The organism is Sporichthyaceae bacterium (genome assembly GCA_036269075.1).
Lineage (GTDB): Bacteria > Actinomycetota > Actinomycetes > Sporichthyales > Sporichthyaceae > DASQPJ01.
The window spans coordinates 1-15,998 of the sequence record DATASX010000104.1 but is presented as its reverse complement, the minus strand read 5'-3'; the positions used below and the strand labels follow the sequence as shown (position 1 = coordinate 15,998).

General features: G+C 71.6%; 15 protein-coding genes and 1 tRNA gene. 13 read left to right on the top strand and 3 right to left on the bottom strand.

The window, feature by feature from the left end; translation table 11 throughout:
• Positions 1-223: 223 nt before the first annotated feature.
• The 3 genes from VHU88_19630 to VHU88_19620 all read right to left on the bottom strand — a co-directional run bounded on the left by VHU88_19630 (position 224) and on the right by VHU88_19620 (position 3,334).
• Positions 224-559 carry a DUF5990 family protein gene (locus tag VHU88_19630; GenBank protein HEX3613908.1) on the bottom strand — a complete coding sequence of 112 codons (336 nt, stop codon included), beginning with the start codon at positions 557-559 and terminating at the stop codon, positions 224-226.
• A 159-nt stretch (positions 560-718) separates the two neighbouring features.
• Entirely contained in the window at positions 719-1,747 is a 1,029-nt protein-coding gene (locus VHU88_19625) for a carbon-nitrogen hydrolase family protein (GenBank protein HEX3613907.1), read from the bottom strand.
• A gap of 18 nt (positions 1,748-1,765) precedes the next feature.
• On the bottom strand, positions 1,766-3,334 hold the full coding sequence (locus VHU88_19620) for an NAD(P)/FAD-dependent oxidoreductase (GenBank protein HEX3613906.1): 1,569 nt from the start codon (positions 3,332-3,334) through the stop codon (positions 1,766-1,768).
• Positions 3,335-3,514: 180 nt separating this feature from the next.
• Here VHU88_19620 and VHU88_19615 point away from each other — a divergent pair, with 180 nt between their 5' ends.
• The 13 genes from VHU88_19615 to VHU88_19555 all read left to right on the top strand — a co-directional run.
• Positions 3,515-4,708 (top strand): LuxR C-terminal-related transcriptional regulator, encoded by a 1,194-nt coding sequence (locus VHU88_19615; protein ID HEX3613905.1) that lies wholly within the window; start codon positions 3,515-3,517, stop codon positions 4,706-4,708.
• 77 nt (positions 4,709-4,785) lie between these two features.
• Complete coding sequence (gene ispD, locus VHU88_19610) at positions 4,786-5,481, top strand: 2-C-methyl-D-erythritol 4-phosphate cytidylyltransferase (protein HEX3613904.1); 696 nt, start codon at positions 4,786-4,788, stop codon at positions 5,479-5,481.
• Positions 5,482-5,593: 112 nt separating this feature from the next.
• The gene (gene ispF / locus VHU88_19605) at positions 5,594-6,094 is read left to right on the top strand and encodes a 2-C-methyl-D-erythritol 2,4-cyclodiphosphate synthase (GenBank protein ID HEX3613903.1); all 501 of its coding nucleotides are present in this window, start codon (positions 5,594-5,596) and stop codon (positions 6,092-6,094) included.
• Between the two features lie 12 nt (positions 6,095-6,106).
• A complete protein-coding gene (locus tag VHU88_19600) occupies positions 6,107-7,657 on the top strand; it encodes an FAD-dependent oxidoreductase (GenBank protein ID HEX3613902.1) in 1,551 nt (516 codons plus the stop codon).
• Positions 7,658-7,776: 119 nt separating this feature from the next.
• On the top strand, positions 7,777-10,371 hold the full coding sequence (gene nirB, locus VHU88_19595; GenBank protein ID HEX3613901.1) for a nitrite reductase large subunit NirB: 2,595 nt from the start codon (positions 7,777-7,779) through the stop codon (positions 10,369-10,371).
• Positions 10,368-10,745 carry a nitrite reductase small subunit NirD gene (gene nirD / locus VHU88_19590; protein HEX3613900.1) on the top strand — a complete coding sequence of 126 codons (378 nt, stop codon included), beginning with the start codon at positions 10,368-10,370 and terminating at the stop codon, positions 10,743-10,745. Before nirB ends, nirD begins: the two co-directional genes overlap by 4 nt.
• Positions 10,732-11,892, top strand: coding sequence for a uroporphyrinogen-III synthase (locus VHU88_19585; protein HEX3613899.1), 1,161 nt, complete (start codon positions 10,732-10,734; stop codon positions 11,890-11,892). Before nirD ends, VHU88_19585 begins: the two co-directional genes overlap by 14 nt.
• The gene (locus VHU88_19580; protein ID HEX3613898.1) at positions 11,889-12,596 is read left to right on the top strand and encodes a sirohydrochlorin chelatase; all 708 of its coding nucleotides are present in this window, start codon (positions 11,889-11,891) and stop codon (positions 12,594-12,596) included. The genes VHU88_19585 and VHU88_19580 overlap by 4 nt, the downstream gene beginning before the upstream one ends.
• A 49-nt stretch (positions 12,597-12,645) precedes the next feature.
• A complete protein-coding gene (cysS, locus tag VHU88_19575; protein ID HEX3613897.1) occupies positions 12,646-14,043 on the top strand; it encodes a cysteine--tRNA ligase in 1,398 nt (465 codons plus the stop codon).
• The gene (gene rlmB / locus VHU88_19570; protein HEX3613896.1) at positions 14,043-15,035 is read left to right on the top strand and encodes a 23S rRNA (guanosine(2251)-2'-O)-methyltransferase RlmB; all 993 of its coding nucleotides are present in this window, start codon (positions 14,043-14,045) and stop codon (positions 15,033-15,035) included. The genes cysS and rlmB overlap by 1 nt, the downstream gene beginning before the upstream one ends.
• A gap of 128 nt (positions 15,036-15,163) precedes the next feature.
• A complete protein-coding gene (locus tag VHU88_19565) occupies positions 15,164-15,598 on the top strand; it encodes a CBS domain-containing protein (protein HEX3613895.1) in 435 nt (144 codons plus the stop codon).
• Between the two features lie 49 nt (positions 15,599-15,647).
• Positions 15,648-15,720, top strand: a tRNA-Thr gene (locus VHU88_19560).
• A gap of 90 nt (positions 15,721-15,810) precedes the next feature.
• On the top strand, positions 15,811-15,998 hold a 188-nt coding region (locus tag VHU88_19555; protein HEX3613894.1), incomplete at its 3' end, for a hypothetical protein.

The following is a 15,998-nucleotide window of genomic DNA, read 5'->3' as shown; positions in this document are numbered from 1 at the left end:
TCGCTTCGCGCCGCTGCGGGGGGCTTCGCCACCCCGCGCCCCCTATTCGCAGAGCTCGCTGAGGCTCGCCTGCGTCAAGGCTGAACGTCGCGGGGATCCGCCTGCTCGGCGCCAAGCGCCTTCGCCGGCGGATCTTCGGATTTGTTGCGTCGCTTCGCGCCGCTGCGGGGGGCTTCGCCACCCCGCGCCCCCTATTCGCAGAGCTCGCTGAGGCTCGCCTGCGTCAAGGCTGAACGTCGCGGGGGTCCGCCTGCTCGGCGCTCCACGCGATCCGCGGCGGGCGGGCGGCGGCGCACACCGGGTCGGCCGGGCCCTGGCTCAGCCGCAGGCGCCCGACGAGAGTGCCGAGCCGGATCGTGTCGGCGAGCACGGGCGCGGGCACGCCGTCCCGCATGAGCTTGGCGCGGCGGAACATCGTGGGCCGCCCGGCTGGGTCCACGTCTACCCGGGACAGGTAGACGTGGCGCCGCCCCGGGCGGCCCGGACAGGTACGGGCCCGTGAGGTCCGCTGTGCCCTCGACCGCGGTCGCCTCGCGCGTCCAGCCGGCGCTGCGCACATCGCCGCGGGTCAGCCCGAGCAGTTCGGTCGGGCGGTCCCGGCGTTGCACGCCGACGTGTGCCGACGGGTGCCCGTCCGGAGCATCCGGACCGGGAGCCGACTGCCGCCCCGGCAGGTCGGTGCCCTCGATCCGGATTCGCACCCGTCGAATATCGCCGCTCAGACCGACGCCGGGGTCCGGTCGGTCGCCGACCGGTCGGCCGGGACGTAGTCCGGCAGGTTGGTCGCCGGACCCTGTTGCCACTTGTGCCTGCCCAGCCGCTTGTTGATTGCGTACTCGGCCCGGCCCGCGTTGTTGTACAGGTGCCAGACCGCGTGCACCGCGAAGGTCTGGGGCACCAGCCAGAACCCGGCCGGGATCGGGTCCAGCGGCTCCGGCGGCGCCAGTGTGATCTCCGCGGCGGTGTGGGCCTCGCCGTCGGCGTAGGTGAGCCGGGTCAGGACCCGGCCGTCGCGCTCGACGACCTGGCTCTCCCCGACGGCCAGCGTGTCGTAGGGGACGCCGGGCATCAGCGGCGAGGCCGACCGGTAGTCCCCGACGTGCTGGGCGATCGCCACCGGGGCGCCGACCGCGCGGGCCATCCGGCCGGGCATCTCCCGCGCAACGGTGATGTTGTACTGATGGTCGCGCGAGAACCAGCGGCGCACCGGGTACCAGTCCGGGAACGACCACCAGCAGCTTCCGCCGAGCATCGCGACGACCTTGCCCCGGGCCCGGCGGGCGGTGCGGCTGCGGTCCCACTCGAAGCCGCAGGCCATGCCGACAGTGCCGAACGAAGTGGTCGAGACGCCGTCGTCGTCGCCGCCGCGGTAGTAGGCGTTCTCCCACAGCGACGGGATGTCCTTGTCGTGCAGGTGCGCCGAGCCGTCCGGCTCGACGAGCATGTACGTCCCGTAGGTGTCCGCCCCGCGGCGGGCCTGGAAGCCGCCGCCGATCGTGCAATCGAGTTCCCGGGCCAGGTTGCGCAGCATCTGGAACGGCGCCCCGTCGACCGGCCGGGCCACGCCCTTCATGGCCTTGCCGTACATGTTCGGCGACGTGAATCCCTCGGGCAGCAGGATCACCTGCGGGCTGTGCTCCCGGTGCGCGGAGCGGATCAGCCCCTCGCAGCGGACCATGTTGTCCTCGACCTCGCCCACCCGCAGGCGGGGCTGGACCACCGCCACCTTCAAAGTCCGCTCGCTCATGTCCTTCCTTCCCCGGCCTCAGGCCGGCACTGCGGTCTGGGTGGGTGCGGCCGCGGCCGCGGCGGCCGCGGCGGGGGCCGGGCGACGGCCCCGGGTGCTGCGCGCCTTACGAGCCGCGGCAGCTGCTGCGCGCTCCTCCTCGGGCAGATACGGCTTCGACGTCGGCCGGTGGTTGCCCAGCGCCATGTGCTCGGTCCAGCCGTCGCGCACCCAACGCTTGACCGCCGTGCCCTTGGGGCGACGGCCGGCCTTGAGCATCGCCCGGTCGAGGACGTAAGCGAGATCGAGCTTGAGCTCACCGGCAACGAACTTGGCGATCTCGCGCCGGTCGGCGCCGGGCCGGCGCATCGCCCGCACCGTCCAGGCGACCTCGCGCCGCACGCTGACCAGTTTGTAGGGGCTGATCTGACGGGAGAACGTGTCCGCCAGGTCGCGCCCGATCTGCGGATCATGCTCGCCCTGCCGGTAGAACTCCATCTCCACGGCGCTCACCGAGGAGACGCGGGAGTGCTTATGGCCCCAGTAGTACGTGCCCAGCACCTCCTTGTCGCGCAGCCTCTCGTATCGCCGGGTCGCCTCGTCCAATTCTCGCGGGTCGTCCAGGTGCGCGGCGACGGTCTCGCCCAGAGTGCGGCCGGACCACAGGCCGTCGCGGATGCCCTGAGCGATGACCGGGTCCTTGAAACTGCCCGCATCGCCGACCAACGCCCACCCGGGACCCGAGGAGAGGCGGAAGTAGCCCTCGGTGTCGGTGGCACCGCGCATCTTGATTTCCTTGACCGTCCCGCTCAGCCGGGCGGCCATCTCCGGCTGCGCGGCGACCACTCGATCCCATTCCTCTGGGTCGCGCCGACACCGGTCGACGATCTCGACCGACGGCATCAGCAGCGCGGTGATGGCGTTGTTGTTGACCGGGAACACGAAACTGCTGATCTCCCCGTTCCGCCACTGGCAGATGGCGTCCCGGCGCGGGAAGTGCTGGGAGCCTTCCGCGGAGTCGGTCATGTAGTGGAAGGCCAGCCCACGGCCGTTGGGCAACGCCTTGTACCGGGGCGAGCCGACCCACTCGGCGAACACCGAGTCGCGGCCGTCCGCACCGACCACCAACTTGGCGAGGATGGTGCCCGACGTGCCGTCGGGGTCGGTGTAGTAGAGGCCGCACGCCCGGTTGCCCCGCCACACGACGCCGGTCACCTTGCATCGCTCCCGAACCTCGGCGCCGGCCGCACGCGCGGTGGTCACCAGCGCCATGTCCAGTTCCGGGCGGCGGGTGTTGAGGCCGTAGTCGATGCCTTCGACCGGGGTGTAGGTGCCCTGTACATGGACGCCCTCGGCGATGAGCGCGACGTTCGGGCACTTCGGCGCGTCCGCAGCGAGCACCCGGTCCAGCGCCCCGAGGCGCTTCAGTTCAGCCAGTCCACCGGCGAACATGACGTGGGTGGAGACGGTGTCCGAGGGGAAGGTCGCGTTATCCAGGACGAGTACGCGGCGGCCGGCACGGGCCAGGGCGATCGCGACCGCGCTGCCCCCGATGCGGCCCCCGACCACAACCACGTCGACTTGTTCGGGCTGCTCGGTCGTCGCCATTGGGGGCCTCCACGCGTCGTTGCCGTCGGAAGGCTTCACGGTAGGAGGCTCAGGCCCGAACCTCATCCCACCCAGGGCGCGACCTTCTACCCCCCTGGGGGGATGTTCGGCCCCAGACAGTGCCCCTTCGGTAGTAGTTCAGGGTTAGAGTCGGTCCCGTCACCGAATTCGGGAGCGGGCGTGCCGATCGAACTTGCCCCCGGCGGCGCGGGCGACGGGGCGGTCGACCCGGCGCTGCGCCGCCGCTACGCGCTCGACGTCGAACGCCGGCTGCGTGCCCTGCTCGACGCCGACCTGCCGGTCTGGCGGGCGGGCCCGCGCAGCGAGGGGTTGGCCCACCTGGACCGCTTCCTGGCACAGTCGTGCACCACGCTGCGCGAGCGACTGACCGTCGGTTCCGCGACCCCGGATTCCTGCCTGCAGACGGTCGACCTGATCGCGGCGCTGGAGGCGCTGCGGCGGGAGCACCTCGACCGCACGGTGCGCGAGCGCCTGACCGCGTTGGCCGGCGTCACCGACCTGCTGGCCGCTGCTCCCGAACCGGTCGACGTGGCCGACCTGCTGGCCCGGGCCGCCCGGGAGGCCGCGCGGATCTGCGGCCTGGACCGGGTGATGATCTTCCGGCTGCACGAGTCCCGGCTCATTCCCGAGGTGACTTACTTCGTCGGCCATGCCGAACGTGCCGCCGAGGTGCACGAGTTGGCCCGGCGCAACCCGGTCGAGCTGACCGCGGTGCGCTACGAGGTCGAGATGATCCGCCGGCGGGCGGCGGCGTTGATCACCGAACCGCGCGACGACCCGCGGTTCTGGGGCCCGACGTTGGGCGAGCTGGACACCGCGGGCTTCGTCAGCGTGCCGATCGTGGCCGGCGGGATCGTGGTCGCGACGCTGCACGGCGACACCGGTTTCAGCGGCCGCCAGGTCGACGTGCTCGACCGGGACTGCCTGGCCGCGTTCGGCAAGGGGTTGGGCCACGCCCTGGAGCGGGCGGTGCTGATCGAGCGGTTGCACTCCCAACGCGACGCCGCGCTGCGGCTGGCCCGGGCCGCCGAGGCCGCCGTCGACGAGTTCGGCCAGGCCGACTTCGCCCGGCGCGAACCGGGATTCGCCGGTGAGGAGCCGCGGGCCCGGCGAATGCCCGTGCGCCCGTCGACGCCGCCCGGCCTGGCCGGGGTGACGCTGACGCCACGCGAGGCCGAGGTGCTGGCCCTGATGTCGACGGGTGCAGGCAACGGCGACATCTCCCGTCGCCTGGTGATCGCCGAGGCGACCGTGAAGTCCCACGTCAAGCACGTGCTGCGCAAGATCGGGGCCACCAACCGGGCGCAGGCGATCTCGATCTATCTCGGGGCCGCGCTGGAACGACCGGCCTGACCGGCCTGACCGGCCCGCGGCGCCCCGCGCCCTACGCTCGACCCCCAGGCAAGGAACGGCGAAGGGTGGACCCGGTCATGCGCACTGCCGCTGTCGTCCCGGCCGCAGGCCGTGGGGAGCGGCTGGGCCCCGGCGCCCCGAAGGCGCTGCGGGAACTCGGGGGTGTGCCGATCCTGGTGCACGCGGTCCGTGCGTTGGCCCGAGCCCGTTCGGTCGACGTGGTCGTCGTGGCCGCACCGGCCGAGGAGGTCGAGGCGGTCCGGGCCCTGCTGGTCGACCAGCAGATCGACGCCGAGGTCGAAGTGGTGGCCGGCGGTGCGACCCGGCAGGCGTCGGTGGCCCGCGCGGTGGCCAGCCTCGCCGAGGACATCGACGTGGTCCTGGTCCACGACGCCGCACGCCCGTTGGTGCCGGTCGAACTCGTCGACGCGGTGGCCGCCGCGATCCGCGCCGGCGCCGACGCGGTGATCCCGGTGCTGCCGGTGGCCGACACGATCAAGCGGGTCGCCGCGGGCGTCGTGGAGTCGACCCTGGACCGGGCGTCGCTGCGCGCCGTGCAGACCCCGCAGGGCTTCCGGCGTGCGGTGCTGGCCAACGCCCACGCCGCCGGTGACGGCGGCGCCGCGACCGACGACGCCGGCCTGGTCGAGGCGATCGGCGTCCCGGTGAGCGTCGTCGAGGGCAGCGCCGAGGCGTTCAAGGTGACCCGCCCGATCGACCTGATGCTTGCCGAGGCCGTCCTCGCGCACCGCCGCGCCGCGGGCGTCCGATGAGCCCCCGACCGCCCGCCTCCCCGTCCGCACTTCTGCTGCCTGTCCCACCTGTTGGCGCCTTCGGATACGTGGGACAGGCAGCAGAAGTGCTGGGTTTGGGGGGCGGTGCGGCGTGACCGGCGCCTTGCCGCGGACGGGCATCGGCGTCGATGTGCATGCGTTCGCAGCCGAGGGCGCCGAGGGCGAGTTGGCGCTGGCCGGGCTGACGTGGCCGGGGGAGCGGCCGTTGGCCGGGCACTCCGACGGCGACGCGGCCGCGCATGCCGCCTGCGACGCGTTGTTCTCCGCGTGCGGGCTCGCGGATCTGGGTGCGCAGTTCGGTACGGCCGACCCGAAGTGGGCCGGCGCCTCGGGCGCGACGCTCCTCGCCGAGGCCGCCGCACGTGTCCGCGCCGCGGGATTCGAAATCGGAAACATCGCCGTAACAGTGGTAGGTAACCGGCCGAAACTGGGGCCCCGTAGGAATGAGGCCGAAGCTGTACTGTCGGCCGCGGCCGGGGCGCCGGTGACGCTGGCCGCGACCACCACCGACGGACTCGGCCTGACCGGGCGCGGTGAAGGGGTTGCCGCGATTGCCACTGCATTGGTGCTGCGAGCTGCCGAGATTCCCTGAGGAGACCTCCTGATGGGCACGGTCCACCCGCAAGCTGACGGCCCGTCAGGTATGCGCGAGCATCTCGTTGTCGTCGGCTTCGGCATGGCCACCGTACGGCTGGTCGAGGAACTGGCCCGGGCCGGTGCGCTCGGCCCGGACGGACGCTACGAGCTGACGATCGTCGGCGACGAGCCGCAACCGGGCTACAACCGGGTGATGCTCTCCGCGGTCGTGGCCGGCACCGCGGCGCCCGAGGCGATCGCCCTGCGGTCCCGGGAGTGGTACCAGGGGCTGGCCGTGAACATCCTGGACAGCCGCCGGGTGATCGAGCTCGACCTGGAGAACAACCAGGTGCTGCTCGACGACGAGTCCCCGATCGGCTACGACCGACTGGTGCTGGCCACCGGCAGCGCGCCGGTGCTGCCGCCGATCCGGGGCGCGTTGACCCGGGACCGCAATCTGCACCCGCAGGTCGTGGCCTTCCGCACCCTCGACGACTGCGCACGCCTGCTCGAGGCTGCCGCACCGGGCCGCGGCGCGGTCGTGGTCGGCGGCGGGCTGCTCGGCGTCGAGGCCGCTCGGGGGTTGGCCGAACGCGGGATGCTTGTCGACATCGTCGAGATGGGCGAGCATCTGATGTCCCGTCAGTTGGATGCCGAGCCCGCGGCAGTGCTGCGTCGCGCAGTCACCCGCATCGGGATCGGTGTGCACACCTCCGTTCGCGCGGTCGCCGTGGACTGCGTCGACGGCGTCGTCCAGTCGGTGCGGCTGGACGACTCCTTCCGCCTGCAGGCCGATCTGGTGGTCCTGGCTTGCGGGGTCCGGCCGCGGGTCTCGCTGGGCCGAGCGGCTGGTCTGCGGATCGGCGACGGCATCCTGGTCGACGACAGACTGGCCGTGCTCGGGCACGAGAACCTCTACGCGATAGGCGATTGCGCCGAACACCGCGGCCGGGCGCCCGGTGCGGTCGGCGTGGCCTGGGAACAGGCGGCGGTGCTGGCCCAGGTGTTGCTCGACGACCCGGAAGCTGCCTACACCGGTTCGCGTCAGGTCACCCGACTGCGGGCTCTGGATCTCGACGTCGCCGCTTTCGGCGTCCAGACAAGGACTTCCGGCGACGAGGTGGTGGAGTACGTCAACCCTTTGCGGGGCATGTACCGCCGGTTGATCGTCCGCGACAAGCATCTGGTCGGCGGTGTGCTGATCGGCTCGTTGGACGGTGTCGGTCTGCTGCTGCAGTTCTACGACCAGGACATCGAGGTCCCGCCCGACCTCGAGTCGCTGCTCGGCGACATCCGGCCCGGCGCCGGCCCGTTGCGGCTGCCTGACGACGCGATCGTCTGCCAGTGCAACGGGATTAACGCTGCCGTAATCCGGTCGAGTGCGCACGCGGGTGCTGACTCGGCCGCCGATGTGGCCCGGCGCACCCGCGCAACCACGGGGTGCGGGGGGTGTGCCGGGGCCGTGGAACTGCTCCTGGCGGAGGTTCTCAGCACACGGAATGCGCAGGTGGAAAGGGGTTCCGACGAGTTCGTGGTGGACGCCCTGATCGAGGCGCACGTGGCTGCAAGTCCCTTGTGAGATCGCGGTTTTCCGACCCGCTCGGGGTGAAACTGCTCAGTAACGGTCGCGAAACACCGCTCCCGTAGCTTCGCAACAGTCGGGGCAAGGACCGACCCGGAAGCTGGAGGAGCCAACTGATGTCGCACCGCCGCTCGTTAGTCGTCGTGGGACACGGCATGGTGGGTCACAAGTTCGTGACCGCCGCCGTCGAGCACGGGCTGACCGACGGCTGGGAAATCACCGTGCTGGGCGAGGAGCCGCGGCCGGCCTACGACCGCGTCGGGCTGTCCTACTACTTCGCGGGCTCCACGGCTGAGGACCTCTCGCTGCTGCCGGACGGGCACTACGAGGACTCGGCGGTACGACTGGAACTGTCCGCCAAGGTCGTCCGCATCGACCGCGACGCGCGCCTCGTGCACCTGGCCGACGGCCGCTCGTTCCACTACGACGCGCTGGTTCTGGCCACCGGGTCCTACCCATTCGTGCCGCCGGTGCCGGGCCACGAGGCCACGAACTGCTTCGTCTACCGCACGATCGAGGACCTCGAGGCGATCAAGTCCGCCGCAGCCGACGCCACCACCGGCGCGGTCATCGGTGGTGGTCTGCTCGGCCTGGAGGCCGCCAACGCCCTGCTGAACCTGGGACTGACGACCCACGTCGTGGAGATGGCGCCGCGGCTGATGCCGCTGCAGGTCGACCCCGGCGGCGGCGAGATGCTGGCGCGGCACATCGAGGCCCTCGGGGTGCAGATCCACCTCGGCGCGCGCACCGAGTCGATCGTCGCCGACGACCGCGGCCGGGTCGCCCAACTGCGCCTGGCCGACGCCGAGCCGTTGGACATCGGCGTGCTGGTGTTCTCGGCCGGCATCCGGCCGCGCGACGAACTGGCGCGCGAGTGCGGTCTCGCGATCGGCGAGCGCGGTGGCGTCGTCGTCGACGAGACCTGCCTGACCTCCGACCCGGCTGTTTACGCGATCGGCGAGGTGGCTTGCGCGTTGGGTCGAACCTACGGTCTGGTCGCCCCCGGCTACGCGATGGCCGAGATCGTCGCGAACCGGTTGGGCGGCGGTGCGGGCTCGTTCACCGGCGCGGACATGTCGACCAAACTCAAGCTGCTCGGCGTCGACGTCGCCAGCTTCGGCGACGCGTTCGGGGACACCCCCGGCTCGCTGGAACTGACCTACGCGGACTCGGTTTCCCGTACCTACAAGAAGATCGTCGTCTCCGACGACGGCTCCAAGCTGCTCGGTGGCGTGCTGGTCGGCGACGCGTCGCTGTACATGACGCTGCGGCCGATGGTCGCCTCCTCGGTCACCCTGCCGCCGAATCCGGAGGAGCTGATCCTCCCGTCGCGCTCCGGCGCTCCCGCCGGGATCGGCCCGGTCGCGCTGCCGGACGAGGCGACGATCTGCTCCTGCGAGAACGTCGACAAGGGTGCGATCGTCAAGGCGATCTGCGCCGGCGCCGACTCGATCGGGGCGATCAAGGGCTGCACCAAGGCCAGCACCGGTTGCGGATCCTGTCTGCCGCTGGTGAAAGCGCTGCTCAACCACGAGTTGGAGAAGCAGGGCGTCACGCTCAGCAAGGCCATCTGCGAGCACTTCGCCTACAGCCGCGCCGAACTGTTCGACATCGTCCGGGTCACCGGGGCGAAGTCCTTCGGTGAGGTGCTCGCCTCGCACGGCACCGGCGGGCGCGGCTGCGACATCTGCAAGCCCGCTTTGGGGTCGATCTTCGCCAGTCAGACCAACGAGTACGTCCTGGACCGCAAGCACGCGCCGCTGCAGGACACCAACGACCACCTGTTGGCGAACATGCAACGCAATGGCACCTACTCGGTGGTGCCACGGATTCCCGGCGGTGAGGTGACTCCGGAGGGCCTGATCGCCATCGGCCAGGTGGCCAAGGAGTTCGGCCTCTACACGAAGATCACCGGCGGGCAGCGCATCGACCTGTTCGGCGCCCGCGCCGAGCAACTGCCGCTGATCTGGCAGCGCCTGGTCGCCGCCGGCTTCGAGTCCGGCCACGCCTACGGCAAGGCGTTGCGCACGATCAAGTCCTGCGTCGGCAGCACATGGTGCCGGTTCGGCGTCCAGGACTCGGTGGGCATGGCCGTGGCCCTGGAGTTGCGCTACCGAGGGCTGCGGGCGCCGCACAAGATGAAGTCCGCGGTCTCCGGGTGCGCGCGCGAGTGCGCCGAGGCGCGGAGCAAGGACTTCGGGATCATCGCGACCGAGAAGGGCTGGAACCTCTACGTCTGCGGCAACGGCGGCATGGTGCCCAAGCACGCCGTCGAGTTGGCGCGGGACCTCGACGACCGGATGCTGATCCGGTTGATCGACCGGTTCCTGATGTTCTACATCCGCACCGCCGACCGCCTGCAGCGCACGGCACCGTGGTTGGAGAACCTCGACGGGGGCATCGACTACCTCAAGCAGGTCCTCGTCCACGACTCGTTGGGCATCTGCGCGGACCTCGAGGCCGACATGGCCCGCCATGTCGCGACCTACGCCGACGAGTGGGCGGCCACGATCGCCGACCCGGAGAAGCTGAAGCGATTCGTGTCATTCGTGAACGCCCCGGACGTGCCGGACCCCGCTATCACCTTCGTCCCGGAGCGCGACCAGATCCGCCCGGCGCGCACCGGCGAGCAGGGCGAGCTGCACGTGATCGCCGGGCCGACCTTGGCTGTGCGCACGACCGGTGACGCCGGTATGCCGGTGCGCTCGTGAACGAGTTGGCCGAGTCGTTGGAGGTCCTGGAGCTGGGCACCGGCTGGGTCGACGTGATCGCCGAGGCCGAGCTGGAGACAGAGGTCGGCGTTCCGGCGCTGGTCGGCGCCCACGCGGTTGCGGTGTTCCGCACGCACGACGGGGAGCTGTTCGCGGTGTCCAACATCGACCCGCGCACCGGTTCGTCGGTGATCGCCCGCGGGATCGTCGGGTCCCGCGGCGAAATTCCGACGGTCGCCTCGCCGTTGTACAAGGAGGTGTACGACCTGCGGACCGGGTACTGCCTCGACGACCAGTCGAAACGGCTGGAGCCGTACGAGGTGCGGATCGTGGGTGGGATCGTTCAGGTCAGGGGCATCGATGGCGGTCGATAGCGTCGAGCACATGGTCGACTCGGTCCTGGCGGACCCGTCGATGGGTGCGCCGTTGACCGGATTCACCGTCGCTGTCACGGCATGCCGGCGACGCGAGGAGCTCTGCGGTCTGCTCGAGCGTCGCGGCGCCCGGGTGATCTCCGCGCCGGCCGTCTCGGTGCGCCCGTTGACGGACGATCGGGAGCTGCTCGCGGCCACGCAGGCGTGCTTGGCCGATCCGCCGTCGATCGTGGTGGGTACGACCGGCGTCGGGTTCCGCGGCTGGATGGAAGCGGCCGACGGGTGGGGCCTGGGCGACGACCTGCGAGCTGTTCTGACGAAGGCTCAGATCTTGGCCCGTGGGCCCAAGGCGATGGGCGCGATCCGTGCCAACGGGCTGCGGGAGTCCTGGGCGCCGGTCTCGGAGTCGCTGCGCGAGGTGCTTGACCACCTACGGGCAGACGCGATCGCCGGCGTGCGCATCGCCGTGCAGCTGCACGGCGACCCGGAGCCGGAGCTCGTTGACGGCCTGCGCGCGGCCGGTGCTGACGTGTTGACGATTCCCGTCTACCGCTGGGCGCCGCCGGACGACATTGCGCCGCTGGTCCGCCTGGTCGAGACGATCGCCGCCCGCAACGTCGACGCGGTCCTGTTCACCAGCAAGCCCGCCGTCGCCTCGTTGCTCGAAGTGGCCGCCGCCACCGGCCGACGCGATGCGGTGGTCGCGGCCTTCCGTGGCGACGTGGTGGCGGCCTGCGTGGGCCACGTCACCGCCGAGCCCCTCGAAGCCCTCGGAGTACGTACGCTGCAACCAGAACGTCCTCGGCTGGGTGCGCTGGTGCGCGTGGTCGCCGAGGAGTTGCCCGGTCGCAGGCCGTCCGGGTTGGTGGTCGACGGACGCAAGTTGGAACTTCGGGGGCATGCGGTGCTGGTGGATCAGCGGGTCATCGAGCTGCCCCCTGCCCCGATGGCGGTTCTGCGCGCGCTGGCCGAGCAGCCCGGTCGGGTGATCTCCCGGGCCCAACTGGTACCCCGGCTGCCCAGCGGCGACGCCGCCAGCGAGCACGCCGTGGAGATGGCGGTCACCCGGCTGCGCGCGGCCCTGGGCGACGGAAAATACGTTCAGACGGTGGTCAAGCGCGGCTACCGGCTGCGGGTCGAATCGTGAGCGCTGCGACCCTCATCGCGGTCGCGCACGGCAGTCGGAGCCCCGAGCCGCAGGAGAACGTGCGACGGCTGCTGGACGCCGTCCGCGCGGCCCGGCCGGGCCTGAACGTCCGCGAGGCCTACATAGAGCTCGCCGAGCCCTCCGTGCCGGACGTGCTGCGCTCGCTCGCCGGGCGCGCGGTGGTGGTCCCGCTGCTGCTCGGCAACGGCTATCACATCGCGCACGACGTGGCCGGGGTCGCGGCGGCGCACCGCGACGGGCTGCCGTGTGCCCCGGCGCTGGGCCCGTCCGACCTGCTGATCGACGCACTGGTCGACCGACTCGCCGTCGCTGAGGCGGGGTCGAAGCCCGAGGGACCCGTGGTGCTCGCCGCGGCCGGGTCGTCCGACCCCCGCGCGCAGGCCGACGTCGAGACCATGGCCGGCCGGCTCGCTGCACGGCTGCGCCGCCCGGTGGTCCCCGCGTACAACACCAGCGCCCGGCCCGGGGTCGCCGAGACTGTCGTGCGCCTGCGAGCTGCCGGGCACACCTCGATCAGCATCGCCAGCTATCTGTTGTGGCCCGGCCGGTTCGCCGCCGAGGTCGCCGAGGCCGGCGCCGACTTCGTGGCCGGTCCGATCGGCGTCCAGCCGGCGCTGGCCGAGCTGGTCCTGGCCCGCTACGATGCGGCCTGCCTGACCTCGGCTGCCGCACTGACCGCCTGATCCTCGGGCGGCCGGGGCATCACCGGCGCGCCGCTAGGCTTGGGCGGTGATGCTCCGCCTCTACGACACCGCCGCGCGCTCGGTGCGCGAGTTCGTGCCCGCGCAGCCCGGCAAGGTCTCGATCTACCTGTGCGGGGCCACCGTGCAGGCGCCGCCGCACATCGGGCACATCCGGTCCGGGGTCAACTTCGACGTCCTGCGGCGGTGGCTGGAGCACACCGGGCAGGCGGTCACGTTGGTCCGCAACGTCACCGACATCGACGACAAGATCCTGCGCCGCGGCGACGAGGAGGGCGTGCCCTACTGGGTCGTCGCCGCCCGTAACGAGCGGGCGTTCACCTGGGCCTACGACACCCTCGGCTGCCTGCCGCCGACCGTCGAGCCGCGGGCCACCGGGCACGTGCCCGAGATGATCGATCTGATGCACCGTCTGATCGCGGTCGGCGCGGCCTACGCCGCCGGCGGCGACGTGTATTTCTCGGTCGGCTCGTTCCGCGACTACGGCGCCCTGTCCGGGCAGAAGCCGGACGCGATGCAGCCGGCCGCCGACACCGACGTAGAGACCCACAAGCGCGACCCGCGCGACTTCGCGCTGTGGAAGTCGGCCAAGCCCGGCGAACCGGCCTGGGACACCCCGTGGGGCAGCGGCCGTCCGGGCTGGCACCTCGAATGCTCGGCGATGGCCGGCAAGTACCTCGGCCCCCGGTTCGACATCCACGGCGGCGGCCTGGACCTGGTGTTCCCGCACCACGAGAACGAGATCGCCCAGTCCAAGGCCGCCGGCGACGACTTCGCGGCCTACTGGATGCACAACGGCTGGGTGACCACCTCCGGGGAGAAGATGAGCAAGTCGCTGGGCAACTCGCTGTTGGTCTCCGAGATGGTGAAGCGGGTGCGGCCGATCGAGTTGCGGTACTTCCTATCCGCGCCGCACTACCGATCGATGGTCGAGTACTCCGACGACGCGCTGACCGAGGCCGGGTCGGCGTTCGCCCGCATCGAGACGTTCCTGCGCAACTCAACCGACCTGGTCGGTCCGGTCGAGGCGACCGAGGTCGGCGACGCCTTCGCCGCCGCGATGAACGACGACCTGGGCACGCCGGCCGCGTTCGCCGCGGTGCACAACGCGGTCCGCGAGGGCAACTCGGCGTTGGCCGCCGGCGACAAGGACACCGTTGTCGCGACGGCCGGGCAGGTACGCGCGATGCTCGGCGTGCTGGGGCTCGACCCGGGCCTGCCGCCTTGGCTGCAGTCCGGTTCGGCGGACCTGACGCAGGTGGTGGATCGCTTGGTGCAAGTGGTTCTGACGGAGCGTCAGGCTGCCCGGGGCCGTAAGGACTTCGCGGCGGCCGACGGCATCCGCGACGGCCTGCGGGCGGCCGGGATCCTGGTCGAGGACACAGCCGCCGGGTCACGGTGGACCATCGCTGCGCCGGGGGAGAACTGATGGCGGGCAACTCCCGGCGGCAGGGCGCAACCCGCAAGGACGGCAGCAAGAAGGGTGCGGTCGTCGGTTCCGGCGGCCAGAAGGCGCGCACACTGACCGGCCGGGGCCCGACCCCGAAGGCGTCCGAGCGCACCGGCCACCCGGCAGCTCGACGTGCGGCCGCCGACGCCAAGCGTGAGGCGACCGGAGCCCGACGCGGTCGCGACGGCGGCCCGCGCGCCCGTGGTGCCGCGCGGCCGGACAAGCAGCAGACCGAGATCGTCGTGGGCCGCAACTCCGTGCTGGAGGCGTTGCAGGCGGGCATCCCGGTGACCGCGCTGTACGTGTTGGAGAAGATCCCGTCCGACGACCGGGTGCGCGCAGTCCTGCAGCACGCCGCCGCGGCGGGCATCCCGATGCTCGAGGCACCGCGCGCCGAACTCGACCGGATCAGCGGCCGCGCCCTGCACCAGGGCCTGGCACTGGCCGTCCCACCGTACGAGTACGCCCACCCGGACGATCTGCTCGAGCGCGCCGACCGGTTGCGGCAGCCCGCGTTGATCGTCGCGTTGGACGGCGTCACCGACCCGCGCAACCTCGGCGCGATCCTGCGCTCGGCCGAGGCGTTCGGCGGCCACGGCGTGCTGGTCCCGGAACGCCGGGCCGCCGGCATGAGCGCGGGAGCCTGGAAGGCGGCCGCAGGTGCGGGTGGCCGGCTGCCTGTGGCCCGGGCAAACAATCTGACCAGGGCACTGCAGGCCTATCGCAAGGCCGGATTGCTGGTCGTCGTGCTCGACGGCGATGGCACCGTGGACATCGGCGACCTGGTCGCCGCCACCGAACCGCTGTGCCTGGTCGTCGGCTCCGAGGGCAAGGGCGTCTCGCGACTGGTCGGCGAGACCGCCGACGTCCGCGTGCGGATCCCGCTGGCGGGTCCGACCGAGTCGTTGAACGCCGGTGTGGCCGCGGGTGTCGCGCTCTACGAGGTGTCCCGGCAGCGCGCCACGCACTGATCGGGCCCCTGAACGGACCTGACGTGGCGCCGGATGTTTCCGGGCGCCGTGCCTGGATATTCCAATCGGACACGTCAGCGCCTACTCTGCTGCGTGCCGTCATCGGGAGGCCCACCCGAGGAGGAAGCGTGCGAGTTTCGGACGTGCTGCGCAGCAAGGGAACCGACGTGTTCACCGTGCACCCGGACACGCCGGTCCGCGATTTCCTCGACATCCTGGTCGAACGCCGTATCGGCGCCTGCGTGCTTTCCGTGGACAGCGCCACGATTGCCGGCATGGTGTCCGAGCGCGACATCGCCACCGGCCTGGCTCGCCGCGGTGCCGAACTGCTCGGCACGCCGGTCTCCGCGATCGCGTCCACCGACGTCATCACCGCTGCCCCGGACACGACGCTCGACGAAGTGATGCGCCTGATGACCGATCGGCGCTGCCGGCACCTCCCGATCCTGGAGAACGGACGCCTGGCCGGCCTGGTCTCGATCGGCGACGTCGTCAAGCACCGCATGGACGAACTGGAGTCCGAGCGCGAGGCCTTGGTCAACTACATCTCGTCGGCCGGCTGACCGCGCGACCACGGACCCGGCCCCGAGCCAAGTACGCTGGCCCGGGCCTGCCGGCGTGGCGCAATTGGTAGCGCACTCGACTTGTAATCGAGCGGTTCCCGGTTCGAGTCCGGGCGTCGGCTCTCAAAACCGCAGGTCAGCGGCCTGCGTCGCCAGCAGGCCAAGATCTCGAAGCGGCTGTCAACGTCGGTGCCAATGTCTCCGATGCGGGCATGGCGACCAGGCAGCGCCGCCCGCGCGGCTGCATCCGCAAGCGCGGCGGCTCGTATCAGGTGATCGTGCACGCCGGGACCGACCCGTTGACCGGCAAGACCGTCCAGCTCAGCGAGTCCACGACGGATGCGCGCGAGGCCGAACGCATCCGCACCCGGCTGCTCGCCCAGGTCGACAAGCAGCGCTC

What these genes read in the sequence shown, in the direction of transcription:
- VHU88_19630 (HEX3613908.1), bottom strand. Translation starts at nt 559, where the DNA reads ATGTGCGCAGCGCCGGCTGGACGCGCGAGGCGACCGCGGTCGAGGGCA.
- VHU88_19625 (HEX3613907.1), bottom strand. Translation starts at nt 1,747, where the DNA reads ATGAGCGAGCGGACTTTGAAGGTGGCGGTGGTCCAGCCCCGCCTGCGG.
- VHU88_19620 (HEX3613906.1), bottom strand. Translation starts at nt 3,334, where the DNA reads ATGGCGACGACCGAGCAGCCCGAACAAGTCGACGTGGTTGTGGTCGGG.
- ispD (HEX3613904.1), top strand. Translation starts at nt 4,786, where the DNA reads ATGCGCACTGCCGCTGTCGTCCCGGCCGCAGGCCGTGGGGAGCGGCTG.
- VHU88_19600 (HEX3613902.1), top strand. Translation starts at nt 6,107, where the DNA reads ATGGGCACGGTCCACCCGCAAGCTGACGGCCCGTCAGGTATGCGCGAG.
- nirB (HEX3613901.1), top strand. Translation starts at nt 7,777, where the DNA reads ATGTCGCACCGCCGCTCGTTAGTCGTCGTGGGACACGGCATGGTGGGT.
- VHU88_19585 (HEX3613899.1), top strand. Translation starts at nt 10,732, where the DNA reads ATGGCGGTCGATAGCGTCGAGCACATGGTCGACTCGGTCCTGGCGGAC.
- cysS (HEX3613897.1), top strand. Translation starts at nt 12,646, where the DNA reads ATGCTCCGCCTCTACGACACCGCCGCGCGCTCGGTGCGCGAGTTCGTG.
- rlmB (HEX3613896.1), top strand. Translation starts at nt 14,043, where the DNA reads ATGGCGGGCAACTCCCGGCGGCAGGGCGCAACCCGCAAGGACGGCAGC.